This window comes from Ruegeria sp. BHSB064, assembly GCF_059613205.1.
Genome location: NZ_JBXWSB010000023.1, coordinates 33987 through 51180, shown reverse-complemented (window position 1 = coordinate 51180; position 17194 = coordinate 33987). Strand labels below are relative to the sequence as shown.

At 56.7% G+C, this 17194-nt stretch carries 24 protein-coding genes; 9 read left to right on the top strand and 15 right to left on the bottom strand.

The window, feature by feature from the left end:
- From AC2FNU_RS08035 to AC2FNU_RS08010, 6 genes are all read right to left on the bottom strand, one after another.
- Positions 1–134, bottom strand: a 134-nt coding sequence (locus tag AC2FNU_RS08035; RefSeq protein ID WP_496786932.1) for an HPF/RaiA family ribosome-associated protein, incomplete at its 3' end; no start/stop codon positions are given.
- Positions 135–386: 252 nt separating this feature from the next.
- The gene (gene lptB / locus AC2FNU_RS08030) at positions 387–1145 is read right to left on the bottom strand and encodes an LPS export ABC transporter ATP-binding protein (RefSeq protein WP_480801660.1); all 759 of its coding nucleotides are present in this window, start codon (positions 1143–1145) and stop codon (positions 387–389) included.
- The gene (locus AC2FNU_RS08025; RefSeq protein ID WP_480801659.1) at positions 1145–1630 is read right to left on the bottom strand and encodes an LptA/OstA family protein; all 486 of its coding nucleotides are present in this window, start codon (positions 1628–1630) and stop codon (positions 1145–1147) included. Before AC2FNU_RS08025 ends, lptB begins: the two co-directional genes overlap by 1 nt.
- A gap of 3 nt (positions 1631–1633) precedes the next feature.
- Positions 1634–2233: an LPS export ABC transporter periplasmic protein LptC gene (gene lptC / locus AC2FNU_RS08020; RefSeq protein WP_496786928.1), complete on the bottom strand. Its 600-nt coding sequence runs from the start codon at positions 2231–2233 to the stop codon at positions 1634–1636.
- A gap of 11 nt (positions 2234–2244) precedes the next feature.
- Complete coding sequence (locus AC2FNU_RS08015) at positions 2245–3207, bottom strand: KpsF/GutQ family sugar-phosphate isomerase (protein WP_496786925.1); 963 nt, start codon at positions 3205–3207, stop codon at positions 2245–2247.
- Positions 3204–3818 carry a ribonuclease D gene (locus tag AC2FNU_RS08010; protein WP_496786923.1) on the bottom strand — a complete coding sequence of 205 codons (615 nt, stop codon included), beginning with the start codon at positions 3816–3818 and terminating at the stop codon, positions 3204–3206. Before AC2FNU_RS08010 ends, AC2FNU_RS08015 begins: the two co-directional genes overlap by 4 nt.
- A gap of 133 nt (positions 3819–3951) precedes the next feature.
- Here AC2FNU_RS08010 and AC2FNU_RS08005 point away from each other — a divergent pair, with 133 nt between their 5' ends.
- From AC2FNU_RS08005 to AC2FNU_RS07970, 8 genes are all read left to right on the top strand, one after another.
- Positions 3952–4209: a metal-sensing transcriptional repressor gene (locus AC2FNU_RS08005; protein WP_496786921.1), complete on the top strand. Its 258-nt coding sequence runs from the start codon at positions 3952–3954 to the stop codon at positions 4207–4209.
- A 3-nt stretch (positions 4210–4212) separates the two neighbouring features.
- A complete protein-coding gene (locus tag AC2FNU_RS08000) occupies positions 4213–5532 on the top strand; it encodes an MFS transporter (protein ID WP_496786919.1) in 1320 nt (439 codons plus the stop codon).
- Positions 5533–5586: 54 nt separating this feature from the next.
- Positions 5587–6015, top strand: coding sequence for an Lrp/AsnC family transcriptional regulator (locus tag AC2FNU_RS07995; protein WP_496786917.1), 429 nt, complete (start codon positions 5587–5589; stop codon positions 6013–6015).
- Between the two features lie 73 nt (positions 6016–6088).
- On the top strand, positions 6089–6787 hold the full coding sequence (locus AC2FNU_RS07990; protein ID WP_496786915.1) for a transglycosylase SLT domain-containing protein: 699 nt from the start codon (positions 6089–6091) through the stop codon (positions 6785–6787).
- Between the two features lie 69 nt (positions 6788–6856).
- Positions 6857–8884, top strand: a complete 2028-nt coding sequence (gene flhA / locus AC2FNU_RS07985) for a flagellar biosynthesis protein FlhA (RefSeq protein WP_496786930.1) — start codon at positions 6857–6859, stop codon at positions 8882–8884.
- Entirely contained in the window at positions 8881–9654 is a 774-nt protein-coding gene (locus AC2FNU_RS07980; RefSeq protein WP_496786913.1) for a flagellar biosynthetic protein FliR, read from the top strand. Before flhA ends, AC2FNU_RS07980 begins: the two co-directional genes overlap by 4 nt.
- Positions 9651–10739, top strand: a complete 1089-nt coding sequence (locus tag AC2FNU_RS07975) for an EscU/YscU/HrcU family type III secretion system export apparatus switch protein (RefSeq protein WP_496786912.1) — start codon at positions 9651–9653, stop codon at positions 10737–10739. The genes AC2FNU_RS07980 and AC2FNU_RS07975 overlap by 4 nt, the downstream gene beginning before the upstream one ends.
- Entirely contained in the window at positions 10736–11119 is a 384-nt protein-coding gene (locus AC2FNU_RS07970) for a hypothetical protein (protein ID WP_496786910.1), read from the top strand. Before AC2FNU_RS07975 ends, AC2FNU_RS07970 begins: the two co-directional genes overlap by 4 nt.
- 14 nt (positions 11120–11133) lie before the next feature.
- On the opposite strand, the gene AC2FNU_RS07965 is transcribed toward AC2FNU_RS07970, so the two are convergent.
- Genes AC2FNU_RS07965 through AC2FNU_RS07925 form a run of 9 tightly spaced genes read right to left on the bottom strand, consistent with a single transcriptional unit; the run spans position 11134 to position 15687 of the window.
- Positions 11134–11649 carry a flagellar basal body-associated protein FliL gene (locus AC2FNU_RS07965; RefSeq protein WP_496786908.1) on the bottom strand — a complete coding sequence of 172 codons (516 nt, stop codon included), beginning with the start codon at positions 11647–11649 and terminating at the stop codon, positions 11134–11136.
- A gap of 9 nt (positions 11650–11658) precedes the next feature.
- Positions 11659–12390 (bottom strand): flagellar basal body L-ring protein FlgH, encoded by a 732-nt coding sequence (gene flgH / locus AC2FNU_RS07960; protein ID WP_496786906.1) that lies wholly within the window; start codon positions 12388–12390, stop codon positions 11659–11661.
- Positions 12390–12806, bottom strand: a complete 417-nt coding sequence (gene flgA, locus AC2FNU_RS07955; protein WP_496786904.1) for a flagellar basal body P-ring formation chaperone FlgA — start codon at positions 12804–12806, stop codon at positions 12390–12392. Before flgA ends, flgH begins: the two co-directional genes overlap by 1 nt.
- Entirely contained in the window at positions 12806–13591 is a 786-nt protein-coding gene (flgG, locus tag AC2FNU_RS07950; protein WP_475191730.1) for a flagellar basal-body rod protein FlgG, read from the bottom strand. Before flgG ends, flgA begins: the two co-directional genes overlap by 1 nt.
- A 21-nt stretch (positions 13592–13612) precedes the next feature.
- Positions 13613–14323 carry a flagellar hook-basal body complex protein gene (locus AC2FNU_RS07945; protein WP_496786903.1) on the bottom strand — a complete coding sequence of 237 codons (711 nt, stop codon included), beginning with the start codon at positions 14321–14323 and terminating at the stop codon, positions 13613–13615.
- A complete protein-coding gene (locus AC2FNU_RS07940) occupies positions 14323–14595 on the bottom strand; it encodes a flagellar biosynthetic protein FliQ (protein WP_171621143.1) in 273 nt (90 codons plus the stop codon). The genes AC2FNU_RS07945 and AC2FNU_RS07940 overlap by 1 nt, the downstream gene beginning before the upstream one ends.
- A gap of 4 nt (positions 14596–14599) precedes the next feature.
- The gene (gene fliE / locus AC2FNU_RS07935) at positions 14600–14890 is read right to left on the bottom strand and encodes a flagellar hook-basal body complex protein FliE (RefSeq protein WP_496786901.1); all 291 of its coding nucleotides are present in this window, start codon (positions 14888–14890) and stop codon (positions 14600–14602) included.
- Positions 14891–14902: 12 nt separating this feature from the next.
- The gene (flgC, locus tag AC2FNU_RS07930; RefSeq protein ID WP_475191720.1) at positions 14903–15289 is read right to left on the bottom strand and encodes a flagellar basal body rod protein FlgC; all 387 of its coding nucleotides are present in this window, start codon (positions 15287–15289) and stop codon (positions 14903–14905) included.
- A gap of 11 nt (positions 15290–15300) precedes the next feature.
- Complete coding sequence (locus AC2FNU_RS07925; RefSeq protein ID WP_496786899.1) at positions 15301–15687, bottom strand: FlgB family protein; 387 nt, start codon at positions 15685–15687, stop codon at positions 15301–15303.
- Between the two features lie 87 nt (positions 15688–15774).
- On the opposite strand from AC2FNU_RS07925, the gene AC2FNU_RS07920 reads away from it, so the two are divergent.
- Positions 15775–17133 (top strand): FliI/YscN family ATPase, encoded by a 1359-nt coding sequence (locus AC2FNU_RS07920; protein ID WP_496786897.1) that lies wholly within the window; start codon positions 15775–15777, stop codon positions 17131–17133.
- Positions 17134–17194 lie beyond the last annotated feature (61 nt).

The following is a 17194-nucleotide window of genomic DNA, read 5'->3' as shown; positions in this document are numbered from 1 at the left end:
GAACGGGAAAAGACGACGTTGGCATCTGTCGGCCGCTGAGCATATTTGCCCACAACCTCGCCCAGCTCGGTTTGCACGTGTGTCTGCAAGGCCGCGCCGATGTCGATCTGTTTTCCGCTGATTTGGTAACGCATGTGATCTCCTTCACAATTCACACCCATTCTGACGTCACGTTACGCGACGAACTTGTTTTTATCGGGTGGGGGGTCGCGGCATTTTCTGCGGTTGCCTTGAAGCCTGCCCTTCAATGAAGGGACATCGAGATCCAGACTGGAACCGAGTAAATGCCATGGTCCAATTGAGGCAAGAGACGAAGGAAGAGTCAATCAAAACAGGCGTGTATATACGCGATTTCCGCCATGCACCCTGCGCAAACCGGTGCAAGCCTATGAAATACGGAAGTTTTCGCCCAAATAGACCCGCCGCACGTTCTCGTTTTCCACCACTTCATCAGGGGTGCCGGACATCAGCACCTGGCCGTCATGCAGGATGTAAGCACGATCCACAATTTCCAGCGTTTCCCGGACGTTGTGATCCGTGATCAACACACCGATTCCCCTTTTTTTGAGGTCGGCCACAAGATGCCGGATATCCCCGACACTAATCGGGTCAACGCCTGCAAAAGGTTCGTCCAACAGCAAATACTTCGGATCTGCCGCCAAACAGCGCGCGATCTCGACACGGCGGCGTTCACCACCGGACAGGGCCAGGGCGGGTGCACGGCGCAAGTGTTCGATGGAAAAATCCGACAACAGTTCTTCCAGACGTTCTTTACGCCTGTGTGCGTGTGGAACCGTGATGTCCAAAACAGCAGCAATGTTGTCTTCGACACTCATGCCGCGGAAAATCGACATCTCCTGCGGCAGATAGCCTATCCCCAACCGCGCGCGCCGATACATCGGCAGGGTTGTAACGTTCTGACCATCAATTGTCACTTTACCTGCTTCGGGAAACACGAGCCCGGCCACGGAATAGAACGTTGTGGTCTTGCCCGACCCGTTTGGCCCTAAAAGTGCTACGACCTCGGACCGGTCCAGCGTCATGGAAACATCGCGGATTACCGTCTTTTTCCGGTAGGATTTCCGCAACTTCTCGATGCGCAGGCCTGAACTGCCTTCGGCCAATGTCAGGCTGGGACGCGCCATCAGTTGTTTCCCTGCTGCAAGATCGTTTTGACCCGCCCGGTCATGGTCGCCGTGCCTGTCGTCAGGTTGGCGTTCATCTGGTCGCCACTGATGACGCTGGGTCCCTGTGTCAGAAGGACATTGCCCTTCATTACGATCACACCGGAATCGATCGTGTACTCGGCCCAATCGCCTTCGGCCGCATCGGGCGGGCTGACCAGAACCACATTTTCGGTCGCTTCCATCCGTTCAATGGCCGAGCGTTCCTGATTATAGATCACCAGAACACGTTCCGCCGTCAGCCGCATTTCGCCTTGCACGACTATGACATTGCCAATGAACTCGGCAGATCCATCTTCCTGATTGACGTTCAATGTCTCCGAAGTCACCTCAACCGGCAGGCTTGGGTCGGCATTTGCAGAACCAAAGGCCACCTGCGCCTCTTGCGCGGTCGCGGTACCCGCGATCAGAGCGAGGCACAAAGGAACAAATCGAAAATCGAACACAGGTTATCTTTCTGCTTTTTCAGGCTCGTATATCAGCTTCACACCATCTGTAAAAACAATATGGACCGGACCGTCCTTTTTTTCCGTCCCAAACGTCATGCGCCCGGCGGAAAAGTTGCCGATCGGCCCGGTTCCATTTACCTGCCCCGGTGTGTCGCCGCGAATTTCATCCAGGGACGTGTTGAGCAGATCGGTTGTGAGCTGAAGCCCGTCAGCGGTGGTGATCACCACATCGCCAACAAAAGTTGCCGTGCCTTCATCAGGACGGATCAAACCCGAATTGGAGTCCAGCAGTATCGTTCCGCCGCTCAGCAGGCCAAATCTGCCGCGGAATTCGGATGCTGTCGGGGTCGAGGTGTCGTTGCCCTGAGTCGCTTGCGTTGCCTCGATTTGCACATCCTCGCCCTTGCGTGTTGTCCCCTGATAGTTCGGCTGTGTCACAACTTGCTGCGCCAGCCGTTCATCGATGTCATTTTGCGCGAACGGCACAGATACATTTGTTTCGATACTGCGGGACAGCAAGAAGACAGTGGACAGCATGACGATGGCCGCAAGCGGCAACAGCACCTTCAGGAACTGCACCATGCGGGAATATCTGTCCACGCCGCCCTCCCTCAGCCCAAACCGACGCGCAGGCAGTCGTGGATGTGCAACAAGCCCTGCGCCTGCCCGTCAGCGTCAGGTTCGACCACGAACAAAGAGGTTATCTTGCGCTCATTCATGATCGCAACGGCTTCTTCCGCCAGCGCGTTCGGCGCAATCGTCATTGGATCACGGGTCATGACCTCCTGGGTGCTCTTGTCCAACAACCCGTCCATATTGCGGCGCAAGTCGCCATCGGTGACAATGCCCAGCAGGCGGCCTGCGTCATCGGTGACACCAACAACACCAAAGCTTTTTTGGCTCATGACCAGTAAGGCCTCGCTCATCGGAGTACCAGACGTGACCACAGGCATATCCGCATGCATCAGATCGCGCACCTTGCTGAGTTGCGCGCCAAGCTTGCCACCCGGATGGAAGTCGCGGAAATTCTCGGGCTTGAAATCCCGGTACTTCATCAAAGCAATCGCCAGCGCATCGCCCATTGCCAAAGTCAATGTCGTCGAGATCGAGGGCACCATGCCAAAGCCACATGCCTCGCCCAAGGACGGGATCAGAAGATGCACATCCGCCTGTTTCATCAGCGTGCTTTCCGGCTTGCTGGACAGGCCGATCAGCGGAATCCCGAACCGTCGGGTAAAGGCCAGCAGGTTGGCCAGTTCCGGCGCTTCGCCCGAATTTGAAATCGCCAATACCACGTCACCCTTGGAGACCATGCCCAGATCACCATGGCTGGCCTCGGCCGGATGTACAAAATAGGCGGGCGTGCCAGTGCTGGCCAAAGTGGCGGCTATCTTGTGCCCGATGTGACCAGATTTACCGATCCCACTCACGATGATGCGACCCTTCGCCTGCAAGATCATTTGCACGGCTTCTGCAAAATGCTCGTCCAGACTTTCGGCCAACACGTCCAGCGCGCGGGCTTCATCTGTAACGACCTGTCGGGCGGTTTTCAGAAAGGACTCGCTATCAGTCATGAGTGTGCAAATATATCCGTTTCGGGCCAGCCTGCGAGGTCCAGTTTCGCACGCATCGGCAGGAAATCAAAACAGGCTTGCGCCATCTCGGTCCGATCTTCACGTGCAAGGCGCTTGTTCAATTCATCCCGCAGGCGGTGCAGGTACAAAACATCCGAGGCCGCATAATCCAGTTGAGCATCTGTCAGAGACTCGGCTCCCCAATCGCTCATCTGCTGTTGTTTCGATATGTCGACACCAATCAGCTCCTGACACAGGTTTTTCAAGCCGTGGCGGTCAGTGTATGTGCGCACCAGACGGCTGGCGATCTTGGTGCAGTAAACCGGAGCGGCCAACGCACCAAAGCTGTGGTACATGGCAGCGATGTCAAACCGCCCGAAATGGAACAGCTTCAGCACGTCGGGGTTTTCCAGCATGGCGCACAGGTTTGGCGCTTTGGTTTGGCCTTTTTCAACCTGAACGATGTGGCTGTTGCCATCACCACCCGACATCTGGATCACGCATAAGCGGTCGCGATGCGGGTTCAACCCCATGGTTTCACAGTCAATGGCCACAACGGGGCCCAGATCCAGCCCGTCCGGCAGATCGTTTTTGTACAAATGGTTCGCCACGCGACTAATCCTCTGAGCGCTTTTGTCCCCGAGATAGGCGGTTTGGCCTCTAAACTCAACGCCGTCCAAAAGTCGCGGGCTGTTCGGCGCCAAGTGCTTGATCTTATCCCCATGGGGAGGATAAGGATAACCCATGTCCAATCATACACATGAGTCGCATCCACAAATCACGGCCCGACTGAAGCGTGCCCACGGGCATCTGGCCAAAGTCATTGCCATGCTGGAAGGGCAGGCCCCCTGTTCGGACGTTGCCCAACAATTGTTTGCCGTTGAAAAGGCTGTCACCAATGCCAAACGCGCTTTGATTCATGATCACATCGATCATTGCCTGTCCGCCGACGACGCTGGCAGCGGGATCGAAGATTTCAAAGCGATTACAAAATACCTCTAAGCCATGCTGAGCATTCTGAAAAACCGCACCTACCGCCACCTGTTCGCCGCCCAGATCGTCGCCTTGACAGGCACCGGTTTGGCCACGGTTGCCCTGGGCCTGCTGGCGTTCGATCTGGCGGGGGATGCTGCGGGCCTGGTCCTGGGCACCGCGCTGACGATCAAGATGGTTGCCTATGTCACCGTTGCACCGCTGGCGGCCGCCTTTGCCGAGCGTTTGGATCGCCGCAAGATGCTGGTCGTTTTGGACCTGATCCGTGCGGCTGTTGCGCTGTGCCTGCCTTTCGTGACGGAAATCTGGCAGATCTACGTGTTGATTTTTGTGCTTCAATCCGCCTCGGCCGGGTTCACACCTGCCTTTCAGGCAACGATCCCTGACGTGCTGCCTGATGAGGCGGAGTATACACGGGCTCTGTCCCTGTCGCGTCTGGCATATGACATGGAAAGCCTTCTGAGCCCGATGTTTGCCGCAGCTCTGCTGCTGCTGGTTAGCTTCAACAGCTTGTTCTGGGGGACGGCATTGGGCTTTGTCGCTTCGGCATTGTTGGTTGTCTCGGTCGTCCTTCCGTCGCCCAAACCCACCAAACCCCGCGGAATCTATGACCGCACCACACGGGGTATTCGAATCTATCTGAAAACACCCCGGTTGCGCGGGTTGCTCGCACTGAGCTGGAGCGCAGCTGCTCTGAGCTCGATGGTCATCGTCAATACAGTGGTCATCGTACGCGCCAATCTGGGCCTGTCGGAAAGCGCAGTGGCCATCGCGCTCGCCGGATTCGGAGGCGGGTCGATGTTGGCCGCCTTTACCCTGCCCCGCCTTTTGGATCGGATCGAGGATCGTCGGGTTATGATCTCGGGTGCCGTTTTTGCCACAGGGTCCATGGCTGTCGCCGCGATTCTGGCAGCAACTGTTCCCTTGTCACTCGGCCTTCTGACCTTGTTGTGGGCGTTTACAGGTTTTGGATATTCCACTACTCTGACCCCCTCGGGTCGCTTGCTGACCCGGTCGGCCCATCCCGAAGACCGACCTGCGGTTTTTGCAGCTCAGTTTACCTTGTCGCATGGCTGTTGGCTGGTGCTTTACCCGCTTGCAGGGTGGTTGATGACCGCATTCGGACCAACAGTGGCGCTCAGCAGCATGGCAACACTGTCTGTGGCCGGTGTGGTTGGCGCGCTCAGCATATGGCCACGCCTTGATCAGGAAGTGATCGAACACGATCACCCTGATCTGCCGCCCGATCATCCGCATCTGACCGGATCAGGCCCGCACGCACACCCAATCATCATCGACGACCTTCACCCGAACGTACCGCACAGATCTTGAGGACTGGTCCCGATCTGCCCTAAACCGGGATCGCACCCATCAGCCGGAGCCCCAATGGACCAGCTAGACCGCCGAATTATCGCCGCCCTGCAAGCCAATGCCCGGGCCTCGACCACGCAAATTGCGGCTACGCTGGGTGTGGCCCGTACGACGGTTCACGAACGGATCAACCGGATGGAACATCGCGGTGTGATAACGGGGTATTCCGTGCGCCTTGGGTCTACAGAAGACACACCCAAAGTGCAGGTGATCGTTATGCTTGAGGTGCAGCAGAAAGAAACGACCCGTATCATCAAGCGGCTTGAAGCTTATCCCGAGGTCAAATTGTGCCTGTCCATCAATGGTGAATTCGATCTGATGCTTTCGGCTGAAGCACCCCGGCTTGAAGATCTGGACATTCTGGTCGATGACCTGGCCAAGATACCCGGCGTCCTGCGCACCAATACCAGCGTTGTCTTCGGGCGCAGGATTGACCGAAATTGAAGCGACGATAACTCTCTGTAAACCGATCATTGGCTAGCTTGGCCGGGACAGATCAGAATCCCGGACCGGCAGAATGCCAATTCAAAAGATCCCGTTCTTTTTCATGCTCATACTTGTGGCGGCAGTCCAAGCAGGCTTTGCCATGCCCAATGCGCGCACCGGGAACCTGTGCGATCAGGCCGCGCGGCGTGCAGCGTTGTCCGAAGGGGTGCCGTTGGACATTCTGCGCGCGATCTCACGCGTTGAAACGGGTCGTACTGTGGACGGACAGTTCCTTCCTTGGCCGTGGACCATCAACGTTGAAGGTAAAGGGTATTGGTTCACCTCTGAAAGCGAGGCCAAAACCTATGTGTTCCAGATCTTCAAAGCAGGCGCGCGCAGCTTTGATGTGGGCTGTTTCCAGATCAACTACCGCTGGCATGGCAAGGGTTTTCGCTCGATCGACGCAATGTTCGACCCTGATGAGAATGCAACATACGCCGCCCGTTTTCTGAAAGACCTTTATGCTGAGCTGGGCTCGTGGCCTGCCGCTGCCGGAGCGTTTCATTCCCGAACCGAGTCTCTGTCCAAAGCCTATACAGAGCGGTTTCAAAGTGTGCTGCACCAACTCGGCGGCACAACTCAGCCTCGGATCGCGTCGATACCAAGCAATCCGTTCACGAGGGCCGGAACGCCTTTGATCTCTTCGCAAACAACCACGCATGAAACCGGTGCGCTGGGGTCCCTGGTACCTGCCGCAGGCAGCGCCACCGCGTTCATCGCCTTCAACTAGGAGTTCCGCGTGCCCAAAATCGACGCCCGGTCCCTTTTTTCGCCCACGGTTCTTCTGGCAGTGGCTTTGATGACAGTCATCGTGATGATGATTCTGCCGATGCCAGCCTGGGTGCTGGATGTGGGGCTGGCCGCCTCTTTTGCTTTGGCCATCCTGATTTTTACTCTGACCTTGTTCATTGAACGCCCGCTGGATTTCTCATCCTTCCCGACGATCCTGCTGGCCTCCCTGATGCTGCGGCTTTCGTTGAATGTGTCCTCGACGAAATTGATCATCGGACAAGGACATACAGGCCCAAATGCTGCAGGCGATGTCATTGAAGGGTTTGCCAATTTCGTCATGGGCGGCAGTATTTTTCTGGGCCTTGTGGTGTTTGGCGTCTTGCTGATCGTGAACTTCATGGTCATCACCAAAGGTGCCGCGCGCATGGCTGAGGTGGGAGCACGTTTTGCACTGGACGGGATGCCGGGCAAACAACTCGCCATTGACAGCGATATGTCTGCGGGGGCCATCGACCACCAGCAAGCCAAAGAGCGGCGCGAACGCGAACAGCAGGAAACGACGTTTTTTGGCTCGCTCGACGGGGCGTCAAAATTCGTGAAAGGCGACGCTATTGCCGGTCTTCTGATCACTTTGCTGAACCTTGTGATGGGTCTGATCATGGGCGTGATCGTGCACGGCATGCCCGTCGCGTCCGCTTTCGAGACTTACGCGATTCTGACCGTTGGCGATGGGTTGGTGTCACAAATTCCTGCCGTGATCATCTCCATCGCTTCGGCGTTGTTGCTGGCGCGCGGTGGAACACAAGGGGCAACAGATACTGCCATCTTTTCGCAGTTAGGCCGCCACCCGGCGGCCCTTTCCACCGTGGCGGTTCTGATGGTCCTGTTTGCACTTGTGCCCGGACTGCCGTTTCTGCCCTTTATTCTTGGCGCAGGTGTTTTGGGGTATGCGGCTTTCACTGTTCATCGCAAACGGCAAGAAGAAGAAACCTCGGCTCAGCTGCCATCGACTGCCGCGGAAACACCGGTGTCTCAGGCCATCGGGGATATTCTGGATCTCGATGACGTGCATCTTGAATTCGCCCCTGATCTGGTCAGCATGGTATTGAACCCCGGCACCGGTCTGGACGCCCGGATCGCCAATATGCGCACCTACGTGGCGTCGACCTTTGGCCTGATCCTGCCCGAAATTCGCCTGACAGACCGCGCCGATCTGCCGACCGGAACCTATGTGATCAAAGTTCAGGGCGTCGAACAGGCACGCGGCGTTCTCAACCCCGATCTGGTTTTGGCCCTTGTGCAGGACCAGTTCGATTTGCTGCCCGAAGGCAACGACGTGACCGAGCCCGTATACGGGGCCCCAGCCCGCTGGATTCTGCCGAAACATCAGGAAGATGCAGCGCTGAGTGGGGCGACCATCGTCTCTCCTCCGGAAATTTTAGCCACCCATCTGCTTGAGATTATCAAACAGAATTTCTCGCGTCTTCTCACGTTGAAGTCCCTGCGCCGCCTGTTGTCTGAAATGACCCGCCTTAGCGACCCCGTGCGCGCCGAAGCCAACCGCAAATTGCTGGACGAGCTGATCCCGGACAAGGTGCCAATCGACACCCTGCACGCGGTTCTGCGCTTGCTTCTGGATGAACGTGTATCGATCCGAAACATGGCTCTGATCCTGGAAAGCGTGGCCGAAGCACGGCTGACCACCACGCAACCGGAAGGCATCTGTGAACTGGTGCGCCAGCGCCTGGGCTTCCAACTGGTCGCGGACATGAAACGCGAGGACGGCTCGATCCCACTGATCCAACTGGCCCCCGAATGGGAAGACACGTTTACCACGTACCAGATCGAGGCACCCAACACAGGATTGGATGTGGCGCTGCCGCCCAACCTGTTCAACAAACTGGCTGAAGGAGTGGTGAGCAGCGTCGCCAAATCTGCAGATAGCGGCCTGTTTCCCGCCATTGTAACCTCGACCCGGCGGCGGCGGTTGCTGCGCACGATCATTCACGCGCGCGGAATCGCCAACCCGGTTCTGTCGTTCGAAGAAATCGGTCTGGAAGCCAAGCCGGCGCTGGTTGGAACCGTTCCGGCGTGATTGCGCTGCCACCAGAGTTGCTGTCACAGTTCTCCGACGCCCTCTGGCAAAGTTTTGTCGTGTTTCTGCGTGTATCCGCCCTTGTTTCATTGTTGCCCGCCTTTGGCGAACGCAGCATTCCCATCGGGCTCAAACTGGGTATTTCGGTTGCCTTTACTCTGATCATTCTGCCTGCAACCCCACCCATTGGTTTTGAGCCCAGCCTGTGGAGCATGGTTCGCTTGGTGGCCACCGAAACTCTTATTGGCCTTGCTCTTGGGATCGGGTTGCGTTTGTTCGTGCTGGCAATGCAAACAGCGGGATCCATCGCGGCGCAGTCCACATCCCTTTCGCAGCTTCTTGGTGGCGCCTCAACCGACCCTGTCCCCGCCATGGGTCATCTGTTGACCCTGGCAGGGCTGACCCTTGCTGTGATCATGGGTCTGCACGTGCGAGCTGCTCAATTTCTGATCCAAAGCTACACCCTGTTTCCAGCAGGTTTGTTTCCCGGTTCCGCAGATATGTCACGCTGGGGCGTTCAACAGGTTACACACAGTTTTGGGCTGGCCTTTGCGCTGGCCACACCTTTCGTCATCGCTTCGTTGATCTACAATCTAGCACTTGGCGTCATCAATCGGGCCATGCCTCAATTGATGGTCGCCTTTGTAGGTGCGCCCGCGATTACCTTTGCCGGACTGTTCCTGTTGTTTGCCGGTACACCGTTAATCCTGTCGGTGTGGTCTGATGCGTTGCTGGCATTCTTTGTGAACCCGGTCGGGGCGCAACCATGAACGCGGGCGATGACGAAAGCGACAAGTCGCATGAACCGACACCGCAAAAGCTGCAAAAGGCGCGCGAAAAAGGTGAGGTTCCGAAATCAAATGACCTGTCAGTCGTGGCCGCGTACACCGGATTGTTAATCGCGCTCATGATGGCTGGAACATACACGGTCGAACACATGGGCCTAGTCTTCATGGTGTTGATCGACCAATCCGACGACATAGCACAGATGCTGACTGACGGCCCTGCAAACGCCCCGGTTGCGGGCATCTTACACGGGGCGCTGCTGCCTGTGGCGTTACTGTTCTGCCTACCCGCTGCTGCGGTATTGCTGAACCTGATTGCCCAGCGCGCCCTGATCTTTGCACCCAGCAAATTAAAGCCAAAGCTTTCGCGCATCTCGCTTATATCGAACGCAAAAAACAAGTTTGGCCGCGGGGGGCTGTTCGAGTTCGCCAAAAGTGCAGTCAAACTTGTGATCTATTGCACCTGCCTCACCCTGTTTCTGAAGGCAAACCTGACCGAAATCCTTTCAGCCAGTGCGGCCCCGGCCAAGTCATCCATCCTTTTGATGATGAATCTCTTATTCCGCTTTCTGTTCATTGTAATCGCAATCGCCCTGGCCATCGGCGTTGTTGATTTCCTGTGGCAATACGCCGAGCATATGCGCAAGAACCGGATGTCACGAAAAGAAATTCAAGACGAGACCAAGGACGCCGAAGGTGATCCTCACGTCAAACAGCAACGCCGTCAACGGGCGCAAGAAATAGCGACCAACCAGATGATGGCAGATGTGCCAGATGCAGATGTCGTGATCGTCAACCCAACGCATTTTGCCGTTGCGTTGAAATGGTCCAGAACCGTGGGCAGCGCGCCTGTATGCGTCGCCAAGGGCGTGGACGAAGTGGCGGCTGTCATTCGCTCCGTCGCATCCGAAGCCGGAGTTCCGGTCCACCCGGACCCGCCAACCGCGCGCGCGCTGCACGCAACCGTCGAAATCGGTCAGGAGATCCCCGAAGAACACTACCGGCCGGTCGCGGCTGCGATCCGGTTTGCCGAAATGATGCGAAAGCGCGCCAGAGAGCAGATCAGATGAAAAACAACCAAATTCAGCCACTGGAAAAGGTGACCGACGCCGCGTTTCAAAAGCAGTTTCAGGAGTTGCGGCCGATTCTGGAAGCCGAAGCCAAGGTTCGGCAGCAGTTGGTGAAACTGGATACTCAGCTGGGTCAGATGCGAATGGAAAGTCGCGAAACCGACGGCTATCAGATTTCAGGAACCGATATTCTGTGGAACGGCTGGGAATCTGCCATGCGGCGGCAGCTGAATATGCAACTTGCCCAAATTCGGGCTCAGAAACTTGCAAGGTTAGAAGCGCTTCGGTTGGCATTCGGGCGTAAACAAGCCGTCGACGCGCTGATAAATCAGATGCAGCAGGAGCAACGCCGTCATACGGCCCGAAAGCTGGCCGAATAACCGGCCAATCACGCTCAGATATCCTGACGGTTTACGCTCTGGATCAGCACTTTCGTGACGTCATCGCCCAGATCTTTGCGCGCCGCCTCCAACAAGGATTTCCGCAGGATATCCAGATTGCCCGATTCCGTGAATCTCCCGTCAAACCCGCCGGTATTTGCGTGGTCAAACAAAACCTGAAGAAAACCGTCACGCAGTTTTGGCTCGATCGCATAAAACTTGTCGGTGATGGCCGGATCAGCCTCCAGGCTAAGCGTCATTGTGACCATAGCGTCTATCGCGTCGTCTTTCACAACAGGAACGACGAACTGCTTGGCCATCCTCAGAAACCCATAGCCGCCGTTTTTATCCTTTTTTTCGGTCACCTTAGGCTTGTCCGTGATTTTGCTATCGGCTTTTGCCTCATGCGCGTCGACCTTTTCGGCGGCACTATACCCGGGCTTTTGTGCGGGTTCCAGAAACAGACCTGCCCCGACACCGGCCCCCAACCCGACGACAAGAAAAATAATAGGTGTCAGCTTTGCAATCACACCTGCACCTCAGAATGGAAGAAGGGAATCAAGAATTTGCTGGCCGTAACGGGGTTGCTGAACATCCGTAATCTGCCCCCGACCGCCATAAGACACGCGCGCAGAGGCGATCTTGTCGTAAGTAATTTCGTTCTGACGCGAGATGTCTTGTGGGCGAACATAGCCGGCCACCAAAAGCTCGCGCAGTTCGAAATTGACGCGAAGTTCCTGTGAGCCCGATATGGCCAGTACACCATTCGGCAACACATCCAGCACCGTGGCAGCCACGCGCAGGGTCAGCTTTTCGTTTCGCCGGACAGATCCGCGCCCCGAGCTTGAGGAGTCCGACTCGATTGCAACGGCGTCGTCCAGGGACGCGCCTTCCGGCAAGTGCTTTTGCACGCGTTGCGGCACGCCGAAGAAACTACCTACCCCAAGCTCTTCCGACCCGGATCTGGAGCGCCGCGTGTCATTGGATATCTCGGCCTCTTCATCCAGCTCGATCACAACGGTCAGGATATCCCCTTTCTTGATCGCCCGCTGATCGCCCAACAAAGATTGCTGACCGCCACTCCAGAGCGAGGATCGGTCCACGTTACGCTGAGGTTGCGTGTGTAACGGCAGGCCGGGCCACAGCATGGCCACCTGTTCCGGTGAGTCTTCATTTGGTGTGAAACTTGGTGGTTTACCCAAGTGATCCAACCGCCCGCACGCAGACAAGGCAAACACCGCCAGAATAAGAGTTTTTGGAAGCCTGGACATCACTGCACCTCGATTTGACCATCCGGACGGATGCGGCCTGTTACCGTTGTTCTGGACGAAAGGTTCATCACCCGAATGCGATCGCCGACTGCGCCGCGCCCCAAAGCCCGGCCCTCTGTTGTGATTGACAGGGGTTGGCTGTTGAACACCAGAACAACAAGATCGTTGCGATCCACCACAGCGGGCGGGCCAACATCCGCACTCCTGATGGGTCTGCCGGGGTAAAGAGCCACCCTTGCTTCCTGTCCGATCAAGACGTCTGGATTTGTAACTGCGCCGGGGATTTCTGTTGATTTCATTTCCAGATCCGCAGCGGCAATGATCTCTTTTGCCCGTATCGTCCGGGTTGAGACCACGATGTCGGATTGTGCCGCAAATGGGATCAGCATCACCAGGCCGAGAAAGAGAACTCGCATCAGCGCACCTGTGTTGTTGCGCTCATCATCTGATCGACAGCCGAAATGACTTTGGCGTTCATTTCATAGCCGCGCTGCGCCTCGATCAGTTCTGTTACCTCGCGCACTGCATCGACCGAGCTGTCTTCCAGATAGCCTTGCCGTATGGTCCCCAAACCATCTTCGCCTGGTGTGCCCAGAACCGGAGCACCAGATGCTTCGGTTTCCTTAAACAAGTTGCTTCCGATTGCCTCAAGCCCCTTGGCATTCGAGAAGCTGGCAAGCGTGAACTCTCCCAACAGCTGACCTTCCGGAGCGTCGTCGAAATAGGCGTAAACTTCACCGCCTGCGTTGATCGAAATCGACCGCGCGTCGTCGGGGACCGTGATTTCAGGCGACACAGCAAAGCCATCAGAGGTCACAATCAGACCTTCAGCCGAACGTTTCAGGCTGCCATCGCGCGTATAAGCTGTCTGGCCGCTTGGAAGCGTCACCTCTAAATATCCGCGGCCTTCGATCGCAACATCCAGATCACTGCCGGTCGCCGACAAAGCGCCCTGTTCCAGCTGCACCGTTACAGCGGCGGGTCGCACACCCAGTCCCAGCTGAATCCCAGTGGGCAGGACTGTGCCGTCCGACGCATTGACTGCCCCGGCCCGTGCCATCTGTTGATAGTGTAAATCTGCGAACTCGGCCCGCCGGGCGTTGTAGCCGGTGGTGTTCATATTCGCCAGGTTGTTCGAGATCGTCTCAACCCGCATTTGTTGCGCACTCATTCCGGTGGCGGCAATTTTAAGGGCTCGCATTTCACACTCTCCTTGTTCTGATCAGCGCATCAAGGCGTCAAGCGCCCCACGCACCCGCTTGTCTTCGCTTTCTAGAAAACTCTGCCCCAGTTCGTAGGCGCGCTGGATCTCAACCAGGCGGGCCACCTGCTCGATGGCATTGACGTTGGAGCCTTCCAGAAAACGGTGAAGAACAACCGGCTCGTCGACCGGGTCTATGGCCTCTTCCGTACCAAAACGGGTGTTACCTTCGCGGACGAGGGTCTTGGGGTCACCGACGTTAAAAACGCCTAGCTGACCCAACAATTGCCCATCGACACTCAGGGTTCCGTCACTCCCGACATCAATTGTGGCTGCATCGGGCGGGATAAATACCGGGGCACCGTTGGCGTCCATCACGCGTGCGCCATCCATGGCAACTAAATCCCCGTCCGCATTGGGTGAGAAACTGCCGGCGCGCGTCAGCCGATTTCCATCAGGCGTTTCGAGCATGAAAAACCCATCACCTTCGATGGCAAAATCAAACTGGCCGCCGGTTTCTGTCAGCACGCCTTGCCGCAACGACGTGTTGCGTGCTTCGGCCCGGCTCATGGACAGCGAAGGGCTTTCCGGCATGTCCTGAATGAACTCGGAAAACACCAGACCTTGCTGGCGATAACCCGTTGTGTTGGCGTTGGCGATATTGTTCGCCACCAGGCGCATTTCATTCATCAAACCGGACTGACGGGACAAGGTGACATAAGCGGTGTCCATCAGCGACCTCCTGCAATCAAAGGGACAAGTGTTCCGGTAAAAAACGTGACAAGTGTCTGTGTCATGAACCCCATCGAGATCCAGAACACGACAACGATGGCGATCAGCTTGGGAACAAAGGTTAGTGTCATTTCCTGAATCGACGTCAGCGCCTGAAACAGCCCGACGATCAGGCCCGAAACCAAGGCAACAGCCAGAATCGGGACCGATGTGATCACCGCGACCCAAAGAGCCTGACGTACGATGTCATAGAAAAGACCTTCGCTCAGCATCGCGTCAGACCGGCATACGCAGGATTTCCTGATACGCCTCGACCACTTTGTTGCGCACGATCACGGCCGTCTCAACGGCCAGTTCGGTCTGCGCCAGAGCTTGCACTAACGCATGGGGATCGGCCTGCCCGACCATCGCGGTCTGAGACATCTGCTCGCTATGTTTCAGTGTGGCCGCAAAGTCCTGAAAACTGGCCTTCAGCCCCTGCGCCATCCCGGTATGTTCGGGATCGGCCTGTGTTGCGGGGCGCGCGCCGGCATAGTTCTGTGCGGCGGTCAGGGATCGGATATCCATTCTGGCTGTCCTTTATTTTCTGAGCAATTCCATCAACGACGACGACATTTGCCGCGTCTGATCAAACATCTTTAGGTTGGCTTCGTAGCTGCGCTGCGCCTCACGCGCGTCAGCGATTTCGATCATCAGATCGACATTCGACCCCTGATAGTGACCGCTTTCGTCGGCCATCGGGTGGGCCGGATCGTAAATCCGGCTCAGGTCACGCCGATCAAGTGTGACGCGCCCAGCCTGCACCATGTCGCGCCCATCTTTTTGCACGGTTTCAAACGGCACCGTTTTTCGCCGATAACCGGGCGTATCTGCGTTTGAAATGTTTTCGGACACGTGACGCAAGCGGGCGGCCTGTGCACGCAGGGCGCTGGCGGATGCGGTCAGAGAGTGGGAAAAATCGCTCATCTACTTGCCCCTTAGCCACGACCGAGGCTGGTGCGCAGAATATTCATCGAAGATTTGTAGATCGCCAAAGCCCGATCATGCTGGCGCTTGACCTCGACCGATTTCAGCATCTCTTCTTCCAGGGACACACCGTTGCCGTTGGGATCACCCGAAGGAACTGCATCGAACTCGGCCCAGCTTTTCGCATCAGAACCTCCGTGCAGATGACCCTCTCGCGTAGCGGCCATAGACGCTTCACGCTGTGAGGTTTCGAAAGCTGTCTTGAAGGACTCGATATCGCGCGGCTGGTAGCCGGGCGTATCCGCATTGGCCATGTTTCGCGCGATGACGGCCTGCCGTTGCCCGGCATGGGTTGCCATTGCGTACGCTGTCTTAAAGACGTTCAGGTCATAGAACATCGGGGCTTCTCCCTCGATCAATTTCAATCAAGGCTTAACCCCGATTCCTTTAGAAACCGTTTTCAGAACTCAGTTGGAGAACCCACAATGTCTGATCTCGACCCTATGCTTCTGAAACATGAATTCGACAGGATGACTGCGGTCCGTCATGTGGGGCTGGTCAGTGGTGTCGCGCAGGGTCTGATCGAGATCAGCGGTCTGAACGATCACGCGCGTATTGGCGACTTACTGACATTGCAACGATGCTCAGGGCCTGATCTTTCCGGTGAGGTGCTGCATGTGGATGCTGAGTATGTCCACATGATACCGGGTGCTGCACCAGATGGTGTCAGTCTGGGGGACCGCGTGTATCTGGACCCTTCTCCTGACTTTGCTCCTGGCTTGCATTGGTTGGGGCGCGTCATTGATCCTTTTGGCAAGCCACTGGACGGAAAACCTCTGCTGAATGGGGCGCAGGACCGCGATATCATGCAGGCCCCGCCGCCTGCCGTTACGCGCAAACCGTTGGGAGAGCGGATGGCCACAGGGTTGTCTGTTCTCAATACAATGCTGCCGATAGTACGGGGTCAGAGGGTCGGGCTGTTTGCCGGATCGGGCGTTGGGAAGTCCACGCTTCTGTCAACCCTCGCACGTTCCATGCAGGCCGACGCGGTCGTGGTCGCTCTGGTGGGTGAACGGGGGCGCGAAGTGAATGAGTTTGTCGCCCATGCGATCGGTCCCGAGGCCATGAAACGAACCATCGTCATTGCCGCCACCTCGGATCAATCGGCTTTGTCCCGCAGGCGTTGTGCGTGGTCGGCGATGTCGGCAGCAGAATTCCTGCGCGATCAGGGCCTCAACGTTCTGTTTCTGGCCGATTCTGTGACCCGTTTTGCTGAAGCGCACCGGGAAATCGCCGTCGCAATGGGGGAATCACCTTCTTTGCGGGGATATCCGCCGTCGGTTACGCCCTTGATTGCAAACCTGTGCGAACGCGCAGGACCGGGCGCACAGGATCAGGGGGACATAACGGCTGTGTTCAGCGTTCTGGTGGCCGGGTCAGACATGGATGAGCCTGTCGCAGACATTCTGCGCGGCGTGTTGGATGGGCATATAGTGCTTAGCCGGGACATTGCTGAACGCGGGCGATTTCCGGCGATTGACCTCAGCAGATCTGTATCCCGCAGCTTACCGGCTGCAGCTTCTGAGGCCGAGAATCAGATGATCGCGGAAACCCGCAAACTTGTCGGCAGCTACGAACAGTCAGAGGTCATGATAAAGGCCGGGCTTTATGTCGAAGGGTCTGATCCACTTCTGGACCAGGCCGTGCGCGTTCATGACGACTTGGATGCGTTTTTCGGCAAACTGGACCCGGAAGGGATCGAAAACAGTTTTAACCGCCTGTCTCTGATTTTACGCCGTGCCTCGGTTGGCGTGTCGCGACAAGGGAATTCTGAACAGTTTTAAGTGTTAAGGCCACCTTAAGACCTGCGCTGCTAGTCACAGAGTCGGGTGATAAAAAGGTGGT

Excerpts from the sequence above, each read along its gene's own strand:
- lptB (WP_480801660.1), bottom strand. The coding sequence starts at position 1,145 with ATGGCGCGTCCCAGCCTGACATTGGCCGAAGGCAGTTCAGGCCTGCGC.
- AC2FNU_RS08015 (WP_496786925.1), bottom strand. The coding sequence starts at position 3,207 with ATGACTGATAGCGAGTCCTTTCTGAAAACCGCCCGACAGGTCGTTACA.
- AC2FNU_RS08005 (WP_496786921.1), top strand. The coding sequence starts at position 3,952 with ATGTCCAATCATACACATGAGTCGCATCCACAAATCACGGCCCGACTG.
- AC2FNU_RS08000 (WP_496786919.1), top strand. The coding sequence starts at position 4,213 with ATGCTGAGCATTCTGAAAAACCGCACCTACCGCCACCTGTTCGCCGCC.
- AC2FNU_RS07995 (WP_496786917.1), top strand. The coding sequence starts at position 5,587 with ATGGACCAGCTAGACCGCCGAATTATCGCCGCCCTGCAAGCCAATGCC.
- AC2FNU_RS07990 (WP_496786915.1), top strand. The coding sequence starts at position 6,089 with ATGCCAATTCAAAAGATCCCGTTCTTTTTCATGCTCATACTTGTGGCG.
- flhA (WP_496786930.1), top strand. The coding sequence starts at position 6,857 with ATGACAGTCATCGTGATGATGATTCTGCCGATGCCAGCCTGGGTGCTG.
- AC2FNU_RS07975 (WP_496786912.1), top strand. The coding sequence starts at position 9,651 with ATGAACGCGGGCGATGACGAAAGCGACAAGTCGCATGAACCGACACCG.
- AC2FNU_RS07970 (WP_496786910.1), top strand. The coding sequence starts at position 10,736 with ATGAAAAACAACCAAATTCAGCCACTGGAAAAGGTGACCGACGCCGCG.
- flgH (WP_496786906.1), bottom strand. The coding sequence starts at position 12,390 with ATGTCCAGGCTTCCAAAAACTCTTATTCTGGCGGTGTTTGCCTTGTCT.
- flgA (WP_496786904.1), bottom strand. The coding sequence starts at position 12,806 with ATGCGAGTTCTCTTTCTCGGCCTGGTGATGCTGATCCCATTTGCGGCA.
- flgG (WP_475191730.1), bottom strand. The coding sequence starts at position 13,591 with ATGCGAGCCCTTAAAATTGCCGCCACCGGAATGAGTGCGCAACAAATG.
- AC2FNU_RS07945 (WP_496786903.1), bottom strand. The coding sequence starts at position 14,323 with ATGGACACCGCTTATGTCACCTTGTCCCGTCAGTCCGGTTTGATGAAT.
- AC2FNU_RS07940 (WP_171621143.1), bottom strand. The coding sequence starts at position 14,595 with ATGCTGAGCGAAGGTCTTTTCTATGACATCGTACGTCAGGCTCTTTGG.
- fliE (WP_496786901.1), bottom strand. The coding sequence starts at position 14,890 with ATGGATATCCGATCCCTGACCGCCGCACAGAACTATGCCGGCGCGCGC.
- flgC (WP_475191720.1), bottom strand. The coding sequence starts at position 15,289 with ATGAGCGATTTTTCCCACTCTCTGACCGCATCCGCCAGCGCCCTGCGT.
- AC2FNU_RS07925 (WP_496786899.1), bottom strand. The coding sequence starts at position 15,687 with ATGTTCTATGACCTGAACGTCTTTAAGACAGCGTACGCAATGGCAACC.
- AC2FNU_RS07920 (WP_496786897.1), top strand. The coding sequence starts at position 15,775 with ATGTCTGATCTCGACCCTATGCTTCTGAAACATGAATTCGACAGGATG.